Origin of the sequence: Thalassospira lucentensis (assembly GCF_050516545.1) — a bacterium.
Lineage (GTDB): Bacteria > Pseudomonadota > Alphaproteobacteria > Rhodospirillales > Thalassospiraceae > Thalassospira > Thalassospira lucentensis_C.
On record NZ_CP191544.1, the window covers coordinates 2323283 to 2337500 of the forward strand.

Sequence of the window (14218 nt, forward strand, 5' to 3'; positions counted from 1 at the left end):
CCTTTGGGATCATCAAAGTTTCACCCGAACTGATACCGTTTGACACAGAAAGACCCAGCCAAACTTTGCCCCAAAAAAAACCTGCCGATTGGCAGGGCGGATGACTTCCGGAAAAACATATCGGTCAAATTTTGACCAGACCTCATTCGAACTGTGGAAACAGAACCGAATTTTCCAAATACATATGCGCAACCAGGTCTTCGATCAGCTTGGCGGTCCCACTGTATAATCTGCGCCAGGAACCACAGGCTCCGTCGGGCAAGCTACAGTTGTTTGTCAATTTCTGCAGTCGATGGATTGCTTTGCCGTGATCCTCATGATCTTCACGCATACAATGGATGGGCATGGTCAACGTCGTGTTTGACTTGCTCCGGCTCATTTCACGCATTGCTGGGAAAAGAACATTTTCCTCTTTGGCCATATGCATATCGAGTTGCTCCGCCATTTCGAGCAATGCGTCAGCCAGACCTATTGGCGCTTCGGGATGGTCACTATGTACAATTTCGATCTCGCGCGAGAGAGCGATCAGCTCAGCCAGATCATCACGATGCACCTCATGATAGCGTGACAGAATGAAATCGATGAACGCATCGGTATCATTTACATCCGGTAAGGGCACCGGTCCTTTGGGAAGCTGGCAGAGGTCATCGGCGATCAATCGGGGATCAAGGTCCTTACGTTTAGCAACTTCTGCCAATGTCTGTTCAGCATGACAGCAGAAACCAACATGGTGCTGCCGGAAAACCAGTGTGGCACCGGGAAAACGGGCGATCAAACCACCCAAGTTCTGGTCAAGAAGATCAGCGGGTGTGAATTGTACACCTGTCGTGTTCAACACATCTTGCATAAAGGTTTCCTCCCCAAGGTCGACGTTCTGTGAACAGACAGGAGTATAACACCCTCATGATTTGGCAGATTGACGATGGTCAAATGGGTTTTCGAAAAAAAGCTGCTTCCGGTTTTTTCTGCTTGTCCCTTCAAAGCAAAGATCTAGTGGACTATTCCAACTAAGCGTAATTCAAATCTCGCAGTGACTTGACAGATATCAAAACCGAATACGCCTTACACTGTGATACTTCGGGGTATAAAAACACCGGAGCACCACGTGACAGGAAGTTATCCATCATTTACGCCATTTTTGCTGGCAAGTCCGTTCGTGCGAAATGCGCCGAACCTTTTTATCGAACGGGTATGCCGCCATGCGATAGCAACAATGCATCGGCGATACAGGCCGGTTTTCGAGCGGGTGGCTGAGCAAGAGGCATTCGCTCTGCTAATTTCCCCAACCGATCTGGATTTGCCCTTTTATCTTAGAATAGATGCAAACCGTCCCGCGTTGCGCCCGGCGCGGCAGACAGACGAAGAACCTGTTGCCGCAAAGATATCCGGACCTTTGCCCGCACTGCTGGCACTGCTTCAAGGGATTTCGGATGGGGACGCATTATTCTTTTCGCGCACGTTGCGGATTGAAGGACGCACAGAACTTGTTGTTGCCTTGCGCAATGCCCTGGATGGGGAGGCAATTGATCTGCGTTCCGCAATCAGTGAAAGCTTCGGCCTGATGGGCCCCGCTGCCAGAATTGCGCTTCGCATTACGGAAAAGATCTATCAACAGCTTCAACACGACATGAACCGTTCCGCCGATGCATTGACCTCACCAAGTACAAAGCGATTGCTTGGTCTGGAAAAACGCTCAGCCGAACAGGCCGCCACACTGTCGAAAATTGAGAAATCAATACAAAGGCACAACCGTCATACGCGGCCCGCACCATCAGGTGCGACCAAAGATGACTTCACGATGCCAGCTACCCCCTTAATCCACAAATAGTCACAGGTCCAATATGGAACTCGTTTGCCCTGCGGGAACGCCTGCCAGTTTACACGCCGCCGTAAAAGCCGGTGCTGATGTCGTATATTGCGGTTTTAGAGACGCCACAAATGCGCGAAACTTTCCGGGATTAAACTTTTCGCGTGCGGAATTACGCGATGCAGTCGAACATGCGCACAAGCATGGGATCCATGTCTATCTTGCCTGCAATACCTATCCGCAAGCCGGGGCTGAAGACATCTGGCAGAAGGCGATTGACGACGCCATGGCGATTGGCGTCGATGCCATTATCCTCGCAGATATCGGTTTGCTGCGATATGCCCGTGACCATCACCCCGACGCACGTTTGCACCTGTCTGTGCAGGCATCCGCATCGAATGAAGAAGCCATTCGCTTTTATCATCAGGAATTTGGTGTCCGTCGTGTTGTGCTGCCCCGTGTCCTTTCGCTGGAAGAGATACGTATCCTTAATCAGCGTATCGCGGTTGAGACAGAAGTGTTCGCGTTTGGCGGCATGTGCGTCATGGCCGAAGGCCGCTGTTCACTATCTTCATACGCAACGGGCGAAAGCCCGAACATGAATGGTGTCTGCTCACCCGCCGCACATGTTCATTACGAAGAACGCGGAGACAGAACAGTTTCCAGGCTAGGAGATTTCACCATCAACATCTATGACAGTGATGAAAAGGTTGGATATCCGACCCTGTGCAAAGGCCGGTTTCGCGCGATGGATAAAACAGGCTACCTGTTTGAAGAACCCACCAGCTTGGATGTCACCGCGATGTTGCCGGAATTGGCCGACGCAGGCGTCTCGGCGCTTAAAATCGAGGGTCGGCAACGTGGTAAGGCTTACATCTCTCAGGTTGTTAGCACATTTCGTGCGTCACTTGACCGGATCGCGATGGGACAACTTGAAGCACGATCAAACCTCCGCATGCTGAGCGAAGGTCAAAGCGAAACAACGGGTGCATACCGAAGAGGCTGGCAATGAGCAGATCACGACTGGTCATGGGCCCGGTTCTTTTTCATTGGGATGAGAACCGTAAGAACGACTTCTATAACCGTATTGCAGATGAAACCGACATCGACACTGTCCATATAGGAGAAGTCGTTTGCGCAAAGCGTATGCCGTTTTTCGATAAATATCTGCCAGATGTCATTGAACGGCTTCAGCGTGCCGGAAAGGAAGTGGTTCTTTCAACACTGGCCCTAGTGATGAATGACCGCGAAGTAAGCCAGATACGTGAAATTGCGGAAATGCCCGACATTCTAATCGAGGCCAATGATATTTCCGTTGTTCGCTTGTTTGCCGATCGGCCGCATATGATAGGACCATATATCAACACCTACAATGAAAGCACACTTGCCTATTTTGCCAGCAGGGGGGCAAAACGGGTTGCCCTGCCGTGGGAATTACCGATGTCCTCGATCAAGACATTATCCAACATACAGGACTCAGCCGAGATCGAGGTGCAAGTATTCGGTCGTGCGCCTTTGGCCATTTCGGCGCGGTGTTATTCAGCGCGTGCGCGTGGGCTGCACAAGGATGGTTGCCAGTATGTTTGCGGCGATCACCTTGACGGCATGGATGTTGAGACGTTGGACGATACGCCATTTCTTGCGGTTAACGGGCTGCAGACATTATCAAGCCACTATATTGAACTTTCCGACAATATCATCCGAATGCAAAAAGCCGGTGTCGGGGCATTCCGTCTGTCTCCACACAGCCTGGATATGATCAAGGTTGCTGATCTCTATCGTCAGGTGCTTGATCACAAAATCGATCCGGAAAACCTAAGGCTGTGCCTTGGGAAGCTACACTTCCCGATGGCCTTTGCCGATGGCTTTCTGCACGGCGCGCCCGGAACAGAGTTCCGCCATACCCTTGGTCGGCGAGCGGAATAAAACAAGACCCAGAACAAATGACTTAAGAGGACAAGGGCTGCGCACCAATTGGTGTGCAGCCCTGCAATACATTGACGATTTGGGGAGTCATCAAAGCAATGTACTGTTAATGCGAACCAGCATAACCCAACGATGCAATCCAATCTTGATGATGGTCAATTGAATGCTGTGCCGGTCCGTGAAAACGCAGATGAAAACATCGGATATTCGTGATGTTTGCGAATGTTGTATTTGGTCTTGCTTGGTTTTACCGCTGCGCAAGTCGTATGCAGACAGTAGCAAGAGGGATCAATCAAGCCGATCGATCAATTAGTACTGGTTAGCTTCACGTGTTGCCACGCTTCCACACCCAGCCTATCAACCTGGTGGTCTTCCAGGGATCTGATAGGGATACCTCGTCTTGAAGGGGGCTTCCCGCTTAGATGCTTTCAGCGGTTATCCTGTCCGTACTTAGCTACCCGGCGATGCTCCTGGCGGAACAACCGGTACACCAGAGGTACGTCCATCCCGGTCCTCTCGTACTAGGGACAGCTCTTCTCAAGTATCCTACGCCCACGGCAGATAGGGACCGAACTGTCTCACGACGTTCTAAACCCAGCTCACGTACCACTTTAATTGGCGAACAGCCAAACCCTTGGGACCTGCTCCAGCCCCAGGATGTGATGAGCCGACATCGAGGTGCCAAACACTCCCGTCGATGTGGACTCTTGGGGAGTATCAGCCTGTTATCCCCGGCGTACCTTTTATCCGTTGAGCGATGGCCCTTCCACGCGGGACCACCGGATCACTATGACCGACTTTCGTCTCTGCTCGACTTGTCAGTCTCGCAGTCAGGCAGGCTTTTGCCATTGCACTCTTAAGCTGATGTCCGACCAGCTTGAGCCTACCATCGCGCGCCTCCGTTACTCTTTAGGAGGCGACCGCCCCAGTCAAACTACCCGCCATGCAGGGTCCCGGATTCTGAAAAAAGGACAGCCCCCTTGTTACTTTGGAGCTCGAACTTACATCAAATTGCATCGCTGCCTGACGACGCGAAAGACCTGCCAATACTTTCCGAACCAACCGAACACGAAGGTATCAGTAGCATCTCCACCGATGAGCGTATCGTCGCCTTACACCACCATTGAGAACATCATCGCCAGCATCCCCTGACAGGGTGTCATTTAGAGCGTTTCACACCTTATCAGAAACGATAGGGGATTCCCAAGTAGCTGAGTTGTGATTCAAGATGGATGCTGGATGAGGAGACCAGCCTCCATGACCCGACCTTATTCGAATGATCTTCGTGACCATGTTGTCGCGGCAGTTCAGGCAGGAGAGAGCTGCCGGGCGGTCGCCGCTCGTTTTGAAATCGCAGTTTCATCTGTGGTCAAGTGGCATCAACGTTACCGCTCTACAGGGAGTGTTGCGCCGGGAAAAATGGGCGGTTATCGCAAGCGTGTGCTGGTTGCACATCGAGATTTCATCCCTGAGCAGATCAAGCAAACACCTCATCTGACACTCCATGGTATGAAGGATCTTCTTGCGGACCGTGGCGTGATTGTCTCGCATCAGGCGGTATGGCGCTTTCTCAGGGATGAGGGGCTACGCTTCAAGAAAACTCTGTTCGCTCTTGGGCAGGTTCGGGAGGGCGTTGCCCGACAGCGCCGACGCTGGAAATCCTAGCAAGGCAGGATTGACCCTGAGCGATTGGTGTTCATCGATGAAACCTGGATCAAAACCAACATGGCTCCGATCCGGGGCTGGGGCATGAAAGGGCAGCGACTTGTCGGCTATGCACCTCATGGGCATTGGCGCACGATGACTTTCATTGCCGCCTTGCGCCATGACCAGCTGACAGCCCCATGCGTCTTTGACGGTCCGATCAATGGGACCAGCTTCCTTGCTTACGTAAAACAGCAACTGGTTCGGGTTCTGCGTTCTGGTGATATCGTTATCATGGACAATCTCGGGAGCCACAAATCCCGGGCCGTGCGTGACGTCATAAAGTCAGTCGGCACCCGTGCATGGTTCCTCCCGCCCTATAGTCCAGACCTCAACCCGATTGAACAGGCGTTCTCCAAGGTCAAGCACTGGATGCGAACCGCTCAAAAACGAAACCTTGAAGAAACATGGCGTCACGTTGGCCTCATTGCCGGTACATTCTCGTCAGACGAATGTGCACGTTATTTCACAAATGCCGGATACGCTTCCGGTAAAATGGGAAGGTGTCTAGTGCACTGCCGCTGATAACATCGTTCCCAAGCATGCCTGCAATATCAGCACCCTCGCCTCTCAGATCATACAGCCCGTCATACGCAAAGGGTTTCCGACCGAAGTTATATCAATAGCATAGTCGCCTTTGGCCCGAGCATAGGCAAAACATCGCCCTTGCCTATCTGCCATAGGATTATTGTCAGGAAGGTCGCAAATTAAACGTCTCTTACTTCGATGAAATCTATCCGCTAGAAGTTGTCGGGGTTGGTTATAAACCGCTGTATGACCTAGAGAATTTAAAACCGCGAAGCTAAAAGACTTTGATCGTATTGTGCCGTCCTAACGTAAATTCACGTTAGGACGGCACACGTCATAGACGATAGAAAACCTAACAGCCGATCGTACAAACGCCGCCGGCATCAAATTCCATGATCTTACCACTTAGTGGCAGGTACACGGGAACATCAACGGCATTGATGAAGGCTTCTGTTCGCGTACCTGCACGCACCATCCCACCATCGGTTGCCCATTCATTGGCATGGGATGGAATAACCGATGCAGGCATAACCAAATCATTGATGACATACGCCGCCTCATTCGGACCGGTCGTGAAGGTATCACCGATATTCATCACCACAAGTTTCGCATCATAATGCCCCCGCACGACCTTATCCTGTTCGGCCGTAATCCCGGTATCGCCGGATAGATAGGCGGAAAGCCCGTTTGAGAATGTCAGAACATATCCTGTTGGTGGACCGGCATAGGCTGTCACCCCAGACTTCTCGAGCATTTCTCCCAATGGTCCACCAAGGAAGCTCCCCGAAACACCATTGCTATGAACGGCAGGCACCGTTGTGATTTTGACTCCCCCGACCATGCGCGATGCACCAAAACGCACCAGCACCGATTTTTTCGGGTCGCCACCGATACTTTCGAGCTTGCCACCTAAAATTGGTGGCATTTCACTGCCCGTCACAATCAATGCGTCTTTTGCCTTCGCAATCTGCACGGTGTTTGAAATCGAGCGCACATCAACAGGAAAGGATGGTTTTCCACATTCACTGGCATTGACCGCTTCAATATGCCGATCACCGAGATGGTCCCCATGCATGTGACTCAGAAGAACAACATCAATCTCACCAAGTCGCGCATCATCCGGCCCAGCTACAGTGCGTCCCGCATCATAAAGAATACGCGTTCCGTCCGGGTCTTCAAAAATCATGGCACGGTCAAGTGGGCAAAATTCTCCATCCACAGCACCAAGCGGCGTAACCTTAACCGTACTTGCCTGTGCTGATGCACCAAAAACCACACCTGCGGCCATCATCATGCCCGCAAGACCAAGAAACTTCCCTGTCGCATTCATCATCTATCCTCCACTGCTTCATTAAACCTTTTCGATTTGCATACTTTGGGTAGGTGACGCACTACCTTTGGATCACATATCGATTTGTAAATGTTACCTATGACAACACTGGCCCCGACTTTTTCGCCCGCGAAAAAGGATAGACACAGGACAAAAAGAAATCCCTTTTTAAAGGCCATCTAACGCGCCTACCCGACATTAAAAGACCGAATAGGCCAAGCTGCTGCTGCTTATCGTGAGGCAGGAGTAATAGGCTGCACGCGATCTGCGGCGGCTTCGCCGTACTCAAGCTTCGGATTAAAGTCGCGACAGCAGACCTGTTATTTGAGACTCCCGGAATATTGCTGCACCAAAGTGCTAAAAGTCCAATAAACCGGGAGTTCTCTTGCTTTCCGACTTAGCTAAGGATGCTAAGCATCGTTGCTGATGGGCGCATTACCTCGCCCGTTTTTGCCGGATCAGTATGGTAGTACCCACCGAGGTCAACAGGGTTGCCCTCGGCCGCGGTCAGTTCAGCAAGGATTGTCGCTTCGTTTTCTTCGAGCGCCTTGGCGATCGGCCCGAAATACTCAACCAGCTCAGAGTCTTCGTTCTGGCGGGTCAGGGCCTGGGCCCAGTAAAGAGCAAAGTAGTAATGGCTGCTGCGGTTATCCGTCTGGCCAACCTTTGCCGCGGGCGATTTATTGTGGTCGAGCACGCCCTGCGTGGCCCGGTCAACAGCAACGCCAAGAATGCGAACTTTCTCATTTTTCTTGGTTTCGGCCAGGAACTTGAGGCTTTCCCCAAGCGCACAAAACTCGCCCAGCGAATCCCAGCGCAGATGGTTTTCCTCGGTCAGCTGCTGCACATGTTTCGGAGCAGAGCCGCCAGCCCCCGTTTCAAACATCCCGCCGCCATTCATCAGCTTGACGATCGACAGCATCTTGGCCGAGGTGCCAAGTTCCAGAATGGGGAACAGGTCTGTCAGATAGTCACGCAGGACATTACCCGAAACAGCGATAGAGTCCCGACCCTTGCGGATGGTTTCCAGCGACAGGCGGGTCGCGGCCCGCGGGGGCAGAACCTGAAACTTGTCCGTCACACCTTTGGCGGCCAGAATCGGCAGGACATATTTCAGCAGTTCGGCATCATGTGCACGCGACTCATCAAGCCAGAAAATCGCCTGACACCCTTCGGCCTTCTGGCGGCTGATCGCCAACTGCACCCAGTCTTCGATCGGAGCCTGCTTGGTCGAGGCAGAACGCCAGATGTCGCCCGCTTCAACCGCCAGTTCATGCAGAATGTCGCCATTGGCCAGCACGATGCGGACAGTCCCGGCATGCGGGATTTCAAACGTGGTGGGGTGAGAGCCGTATTCTTCGGCCTTTTGCGCCATCAGACCGACGTTCTGCACTGTGCCGGCAGTGCGCGGATCTAACGCACCCGTTTCTTTAAAATACTTAACCGCTTCGTCATAAACCGGCGCGTAAGAGCTATCGGGGATTACGCAATTGGTGTCAGCAGCCTTGCCATCGGGGCCCCAGCCCTTGCCGCCTGCGCGGATCAGTGCCGGGATAGAGGCATCAATGATCACGTCAGAGGGCACATGCAGGTTGGTGATGCCCTTGTCCGAGTTGACCATATACAGCGGCGGGCGATCTGCCATGACAGCGTCAATCGCGGCCATAATTTCTGCGCCTTCCGGCATGTCGGAAACTTGCGACAGGAGTGCACCAAGGCCCGAATTCGGATGTATGCCTGCGGCGGTCATTTTGTCACCGAACGCATCAAAAACCGGCTGCAGGAACGCCTTAACGGCATGACCGAAAATGATCGGGTCAGAAACCTTCATCATCGTCGCTTTGAGGTGGATGGAGAACAAGGTGCCTGCCGCTTTGGTGGCCTCAATCTGTTCACTCAAGAATGCATCCAGCGCACGGGCTGACATGAAGGTCGCATCGACAACGGTGCCTGCCGTATAGTTCACATCGTCTTTCAACACTGTGACGCTGCCGTCATCGGCAACCAGTTCAATCCGCGCCGGGCCGGCCTGCTCCACGCTAAGGGTTGCCGACTTTTCATTGGAAAAGAAGTCATTAGCCGACATGGTCGAGATGACGGTTTTACTGTCAGATAACCATTTTCCCATCGAATGCGGGTTTGCCTTAGCATAATTTTTCACAGCCTCGGCCGCACGACGATCCGAGTTACCTTCACGCAGCACAGGGTTAACGGCCGACCCCTTGATCGCATCAAACCGTGCGCGGATGTCTTTTTCTGCATCGGTGGTCGGGTCTGCCGGATAATCAGGAATCGCATAGCCCTGCGACTGCAATTCCTTTACTGCGGCCACAAGCTGCGGCACCGAAGCCGAAATATTCGGTAGTTTGATAACATTGGCAGTCGGCTTTTTCACCAACGCACCCAATTCTGCGAGATCGTCGGGTTGGCGCTGATCGGGCGTCAGGTTCTCGGGGAATGCCGCGATGATGCGACCGGCCAGTGAAATATCCTTAACCCCGACCGAAACACCGGCAGGGGCCACAAAAGACTGAATGATCGGCAAAAGCGATGCCGAAGCAAGCTGAGGGGCTTCGTCAACCTTGGTGTAAATGATATCTGGCGATACTGTATCGGTCATTGAGGGCCTATTCTTCTATCTGGTTTACTGGATCATGTTTGGCTTCGCCCAACCCTAATTTGATCGAAAAGGCAATGACGGGTCCCTAAGGGCCCGCCATGCTTCGTCAAAAAGACAGGGTAAAGCGATAATTAGTAAATACTTACCCTAGAAAGTATTAAACGACTTTAACAGATAATACTCCCAATCCGTCAATCATCGCATCCATATTATCGCCGCGCTGCACCGCACCTACACCCGACGGTGTCCCAGACATAATCACGTCACCAGGTTGCAGTTCAAAATACTCGGACAGATAGGCGATCATTTCTGGCACTTTCCAGATCATTTGGTTCAAGTCGCCTTCTTGTCGAACTTCACCATTCACCTTCAGTTCGATTCGCCCCTGCGGCAAATGCCCGACCTCTGACACCGGCTTCAGGGGACCGACCGGCCCCGACCGCTCAAACGCTTTGCCGGTTTCCCAAGGGCGCCCCATTTTCTTTGCTTCGCCTTGAAGATCGCGCCGCGTCATATCCAAGGAAACGGCATAGCCCCAAACGTGGTCCAGGGCATCTTCAACACTAATATTGGTGCCCCCCTTCTTCAGCCCGATCACAAGTTCAACCTCGTGATGAACGTCTGAGGTATGAGGTGGATAGGGAAACTCGCCAGATGCATCGAGGTTATTCGGGTTTTTTTGAAAGAAGAACGGCGGCTCACGGTCAGGATCGTGCCCCATTTCGACAGCATGCGCTGCATAGTTACGGCCTATGCAGTAGACCCTGCGCACAGGGAAATCCCCCCCGCTGCTCGTCGGTATCGTCGGTATGGAGGGAAGGGGAATCACGTAGTCGGTCATTGGGCACCTCATTTATCATCTGTGACATTCGCGCAAACCTTAGGATAAATATCCCGAAAGATCAATCCCAACCAATTTGAGTATATTTTTCATAATGAAAACCAATTCAAGATTGATTGACGACTTTTATTCAGATAACGTAAGCAATCACCCAAGACAACACACAAATTGGTCAACCAATATGAACAACCAAAGCTCAACCAATGAAACCAAACTCACCGACCCGGTCGGGCGTCTTCGCAACTACATCACCGAGGGTGGATTTAGTCAGGGCGTTAAGTTGCCGCCAGAACGTCACCTGACGGATGAACTGGGGATGACGCGCACAACGTTGCGCAAAGCCCTGGATGCATTGGAGCGCGACGGGCTGATTTGGCGTCACGTTGGCAAGGGAACTTTCATGGCAGACAAGAGCCAGACTCGCTCCGTCAATGAAACGGTTCAGCTTGGCCGCCAGCTAACACCTTTCAAAATGATGCGTGCGCGCCTGACGATAGAGCCATCAATTGCGCGCGAGGCCGCTGTGAATGCCTCTGGCGATACGTTGGCAGGCATGCGCCGGGCACTTGACCGCTCTCGCAAGGCAACCACGTGGGAAGCATACGAAATCGAGGACGATGCCTTTCATCGGTCCGTCGCGGAAGCCTGTGACAATCTGCTGCTGATGGCGATGTTTGATCAATTGAACGAAGTGCGACGTGCTGTCGCCTGGGGCAACGTTGAGCGTAAAACGGTTCGCCCGTCGCTCGATCACGTCAGCTTTGCCCAGCATGAAGCAATTGCCGCCGCCATTGTCGGGCGGCAACCACAGGACGCGTATGACGCCATGAGGGCGCATCTGCTGTCTGTATCCAGTCGCTTATTTGGGGAGACATAAGCAAAGAAAGCACTACAGCCGGAACAAGGCGACAAAAATGCAGTCCGGCGTCATTCAAAATACTATTTCATATCTCAGGGAGGATACAATGAAGATAGTTTTCAAAAAGCTGGCCGGCATGACGTTGGCTGCGTCAATGCTGATGACCACCGGGTCAATGCTTGCAAACACCGCGCAGGCGGATACCATCCGCATCGCGCTTGCTGAAACACCATCAGATGAACTTGCCGCATTTTTCGTCGCACTCGAACGCGCGAAAGCAGCAGGGCTTGACTATGAATGGACCGCGTTTGCAGACGAAGAACTCGCAATTCAAGCGGTTTTGAGCGGCCAGATGGATATTGGCTTTGGGACACCTTACGCCGCCATGCAGCGGTCAAAAGCTCCCCTTCGGATTATTTATCAGCTGTCCAAGCTGGTCTTCTTTCCGGTCACATCGATGGACTACAAAGATCTGAAAGATCTTGATGGTGAGCCAATCCTTCTGCACTCGCGCGGGGGTGGCACGGACTCCATCGCCAATGTAATTGAAGACCGTGAAGGCATCAAACTGGGCGAACGATCCTATGTTCCGGGGTCGGCGAACCGCGTTGTTGCCCTGTTGGCAGGCCAGGCCAAAGCCACGATTCTTGATCTTTCCAACAAGAACAAGATCATCGCCGAAGCTGGTGATCGCTTCCATACCCTTCCGATGTTTGAAGTCAAGGCAAGCGACGAGGCTCTGTTTGCCAATTTGGACTGGATCAGGGAAAACGCCGACGATGTGGACCTGTTCGTCAAGTCACTGGCGAGCGTATGGCAAGATATGGCCAAGGACCCGACCATTATCAGCCGTGAAACCAATCCGGACGGTCCCATCGGCCAGCTTCCGGCAGAGGTTTTGGCAGAGCTTGACGGGTTCTACACCGATGCGGTCGCAGGTGGTCTTTATGATCCGAACGGAGGAGGACGCGCTGCTGCGAAGGCTGACCTCGAATGGTATGCCGGCGCAGGCCAGCTAGAGGGCGACCCCGCCACGCTGAACCCTGAAGACTTCTGGTACTTCGCCCCGCTGGATGCTGCGGCAAAGTGATCTGATGCGCGCCGCCCACTACAGGTGGGCGGCGGCCCCTTCCTTCTTACAACCTATGTGGAACGACCCTATGATGAATCGCTCCCTACTTTTAAAGCTACTGTCGGCAGCCATCGTGTTTAGCGCGTGGGAAATTGCTGGTCGTGTGCCCGTGAGTTACGCTTTCCCGACCTTTTTGGAATCAATGTCTGCGCTTGCGCGAATGACTTTTGACGGGTCGATCTTCTTGGCTTACGCGGAAACGTTAAAACCACTTATTGTTGGAGTCGCAATCTCGGCTTTTTTTGGAATCGGTCTTGGGCTTTGGATCGGGTTAAGTGCTCGGTTTGAATGGCTTTTTAGTCCAATATTTATCGTTATGCAGGCTGCGCCGCTTGCTGCGTTGATCCCGATCTTGGTCATGGTTTACGGCATTGGCCTCACTTCAAAAGTATTTGTTGTTTGTATCATGGCAATGCCCGTGATCGTTCTCAACACAGCAAGTGCGGTGCGCAATACACCTGCTTCCATCAAGGACATGGCAACATCGTTCATGGCCACTGATCGCGAAATCCTTACAAAAATCATCGTTCCTGCCGCCTCGCCCGTCATCTTTTCCGGGCTAAGACTTGGGGTTTCAGCAGGTTTCATCGGTGCCATTTTGTCGGAATTGAAAATCACACCGACCGGTGTTGGTGACATCATTTCTTTCAGCCGTTCCGTTGCCGATTATCCCAGCATGTATGCGGCGATCTTCTCAATTATCCTTCTGGCTGTGGTCTTTTTGAACCTGCTGGAAGTCTTGGAAAACTATCTGTTCGAAGGGAACAACCGTGGCTATGTCTCAGATTAATTCAGCTGCCGTGCAAGAGGCCGCCCCTGTTGTGGACAACGCCGTTTCGGTTCGCAACGTTTCCAAAAACTATGGCGATGTGCAGGCCCTACAAGACCTATCGCTGGACTTTCCGCGGGGTGAATTGACCTCACTCTTGGGGCCGTCGGGGTGTGGCAAAACAACCCTGCTAAAGATTATCGCAGGTTTGTTGCCGCAATCGGCTGGCACGATCGAGGTTGATGGCAAAACCATCACCGGCCCAGGTCCGGACCGCGCCTTTGTGTTCCAGGATTTCGCCTTGCTGCCATGGGCTAACGTCTTGCGCAATGTGTCCTTCGGGTTGGAACTACGCGGCGTTGCCAAATCCGAACGCGAGGCTATTGCCGAGAAATATATCGCTCACGTTGGTCTGGCCGGATTTGAGCTCAAGTTCCCGCATCAACTGTCTGGCGGGATGCGCCAGCGCGTTGGTCTTGCGCGCGCACTGTCGGTGAATGCACAGGTTTTGCTGCTCGATGAGCCATTCTCGGCTGTCGATGAACAAACCCGCCGTAAGTTTCAGGAAGACATGCTGGCCTTGGTCGCCGAAGAGAAAAAGACCTTTATCTTCGTGACCCATTCCATCGAAGAAGCAGTTTATGTGTCAGATCAAATCGCCATTCTGTTGCCGCGTCCAAGCCGGGTGTCCGAGATCATTCG

Annotated in this window: 11 protein-coding genes, 1 pseudogene and 1 other annotated feature (1 of these 13 only partly in view); of the genes and pseudogenes, 8 read left to right on the forward strand and 4 right to left on the reverse strand. The window is 52.6% G+C overall.

The window, feature by feature from the left end; genetic code table 11:
• Window positions 1-142: 142 nt before the first annotated feature.
• Entirely contained in the window at window positions 143-847 is a 705-nt protein-coding gene (locus ACQ0MK_RS10795; RefSeq protein WP_430472588.1) for a DUF542 domain-containing protein, read from the reverse strand.
• Between the two features lie 309 nt (window positions 848-1156).
• Between ACQ0MK_RS10795 and ubiT the strand changes: the two genes are divergently transcribed.
• The 4 genes and pseudogenes from ubiT to ACQ0MK_RS10815 all read left to right on the forward strand — a co-directional run bounded on the left by ubiT (window position 1157) and on the right by ACQ0MK_RS10815 (window position 5962).
• Window positions 1157-1828, forward strand: a complete 672-nt coding sequence (ubiT, locus tag ACQ0MK_RS10800) for a ubiquinone anaerobic biosynthesis accessory factor UbiT (protein WP_430476022.1) — start codon at window positions 1157-1159, stop codon at window positions 1826-1828.
• 13 nt (window positions 1829-1841) lie between these two features.
• Complete coding sequence (ubiU, locus tag ACQ0MK_RS10805) at window positions 1842-2819, forward strand: ubiquinone anaerobic biosynthesis protein UbiU (RefSeq protein ID WP_430472589.1); 978 nt, start codon at window positions 1842-1844, stop codon at window positions 2817-2819.
• Window positions 2816-3733, forward strand: coding sequence for a ubiquinone anaerobic biosynthesis protein UbiV (ubiV, locus tag ACQ0MK_RS10810; protein ID WP_430472590.1), 918 nt, complete (start codon window positions 2816-2818; stop codon window positions 3731-3733). Before ubiU ends, ubiV begins: the two co-directional genes overlap by 4 nt.
• 288 nt (window positions 3734-4021) lie before the next feature.
• Window positions 4022-4870 (reverse strand) — a sequence feature (23S ribosomal RNA rRNA prediction is too short).
• A 120-nt stretch (window positions 4871-4990) separates the two neighbouring features.
• Window positions 4991-5962 (forward strand): annotated as a pseudogene (locus tag ACQ0MK_RS10815) (IS630 family transposase).
• Window positions 5963-6317: 355 nt separating this feature from the next.
• On the opposite strand, the gene ACQ0MK_RS10820 reads toward ACQ0MK_RS10815, so the two are convergent.
• From ACQ0MK_RS10820 to ACQ0MK_RS10830, 3 genes are all read right to left on the reverse strand, one after another.
• Window positions 6318-7298 carry an MBL fold metallo-hydrolase gene (locus ACQ0MK_RS10820; protein ID WP_430472591.1) on the reverse strand — a complete coding sequence of 327 codons (981 nt, stop codon included), beginning with the start codon at window positions 7296-7298 and terminating at the stop codon, window positions 6318-6320.
• Window positions 7299-7692: 394 nt separating this feature from the next.
• Window positions 7693-9915, reverse strand: coding sequence for an NADP-dependent isocitrate dehydrogenase (locus tag ACQ0MK_RS10825; RefSeq protein WP_430472592.1), 2223 nt, complete (start codon window positions 9913-9915; stop codon window positions 7693-7695).
• 157 nt (window positions 9916-10072) lie between these two features.
• Entirely contained in the window at window positions 10073-10756 is a 684-nt protein-coding gene (locus ACQ0MK_RS10830; RefSeq protein WP_430472593.1) for a fumarylacetoacetate hydrolase family protein, read from the reverse strand.
• A gap of 181 nt (window positions 10757-10937) precedes the next feature.
• Here ACQ0MK_RS10830 and ACQ0MK_RS10835 point away from each other — a divergent pair, with 181 nt between their 5' ends.
• The 4 genes from ACQ0MK_RS10835 to ACQ0MK_RS10850 all read left to right on the forward strand — a co-directional run.
• On the forward strand, window positions 10938-11633 hold the full coding sequence (locus ACQ0MK_RS10835; protein ID WP_430472594.1) for a FadR/GntR family transcriptional regulator: 696 nt from the start codon (window positions 10938-10940) through the stop codon (window positions 11631-11633).
• Window positions 11634-11721: 88 nt separating this feature from the next.
• Window positions 11722-12705 (forward strand): ABC transporter substrate-binding protein, encoded by a 984-nt coding sequence (locus tag ACQ0MK_RS10840; protein ID WP_430472595.1) that lies wholly within the window; start codon window positions 11722-11724, stop codon window positions 12703-12705.
• A gap of 4 nt (window positions 12706-12709) precedes the next feature.
• Window positions 12710-13537: an ABC transporter permease gene (locus tag ACQ0MK_RS10845; RefSeq protein WP_430472596.1), complete on the forward strand. Its 828-nt coding sequence runs from the start codon at window positions 12710-12712 to the stop codon at window positions 13535-13537.
• Window positions 13524-14218, forward strand: the 5' portion of a protein-coding gene (locus tag ACQ0MK_RS10850) for an ABC transporter ATP-binding protein (RefSeq protein WP_430472597.1). It continues 106 nt past the right edge of the window; 695 of the gene's 801 nt are visible here — the first part of the coding sequence; the start codon lies at window positions 13524-13526; its stop codon lies beyond the right edge, outside the window. The genes ACQ0MK_RS10845 and ACQ0MK_RS10850 overlap by 14 nt, the downstream gene beginning before the upstream one ends.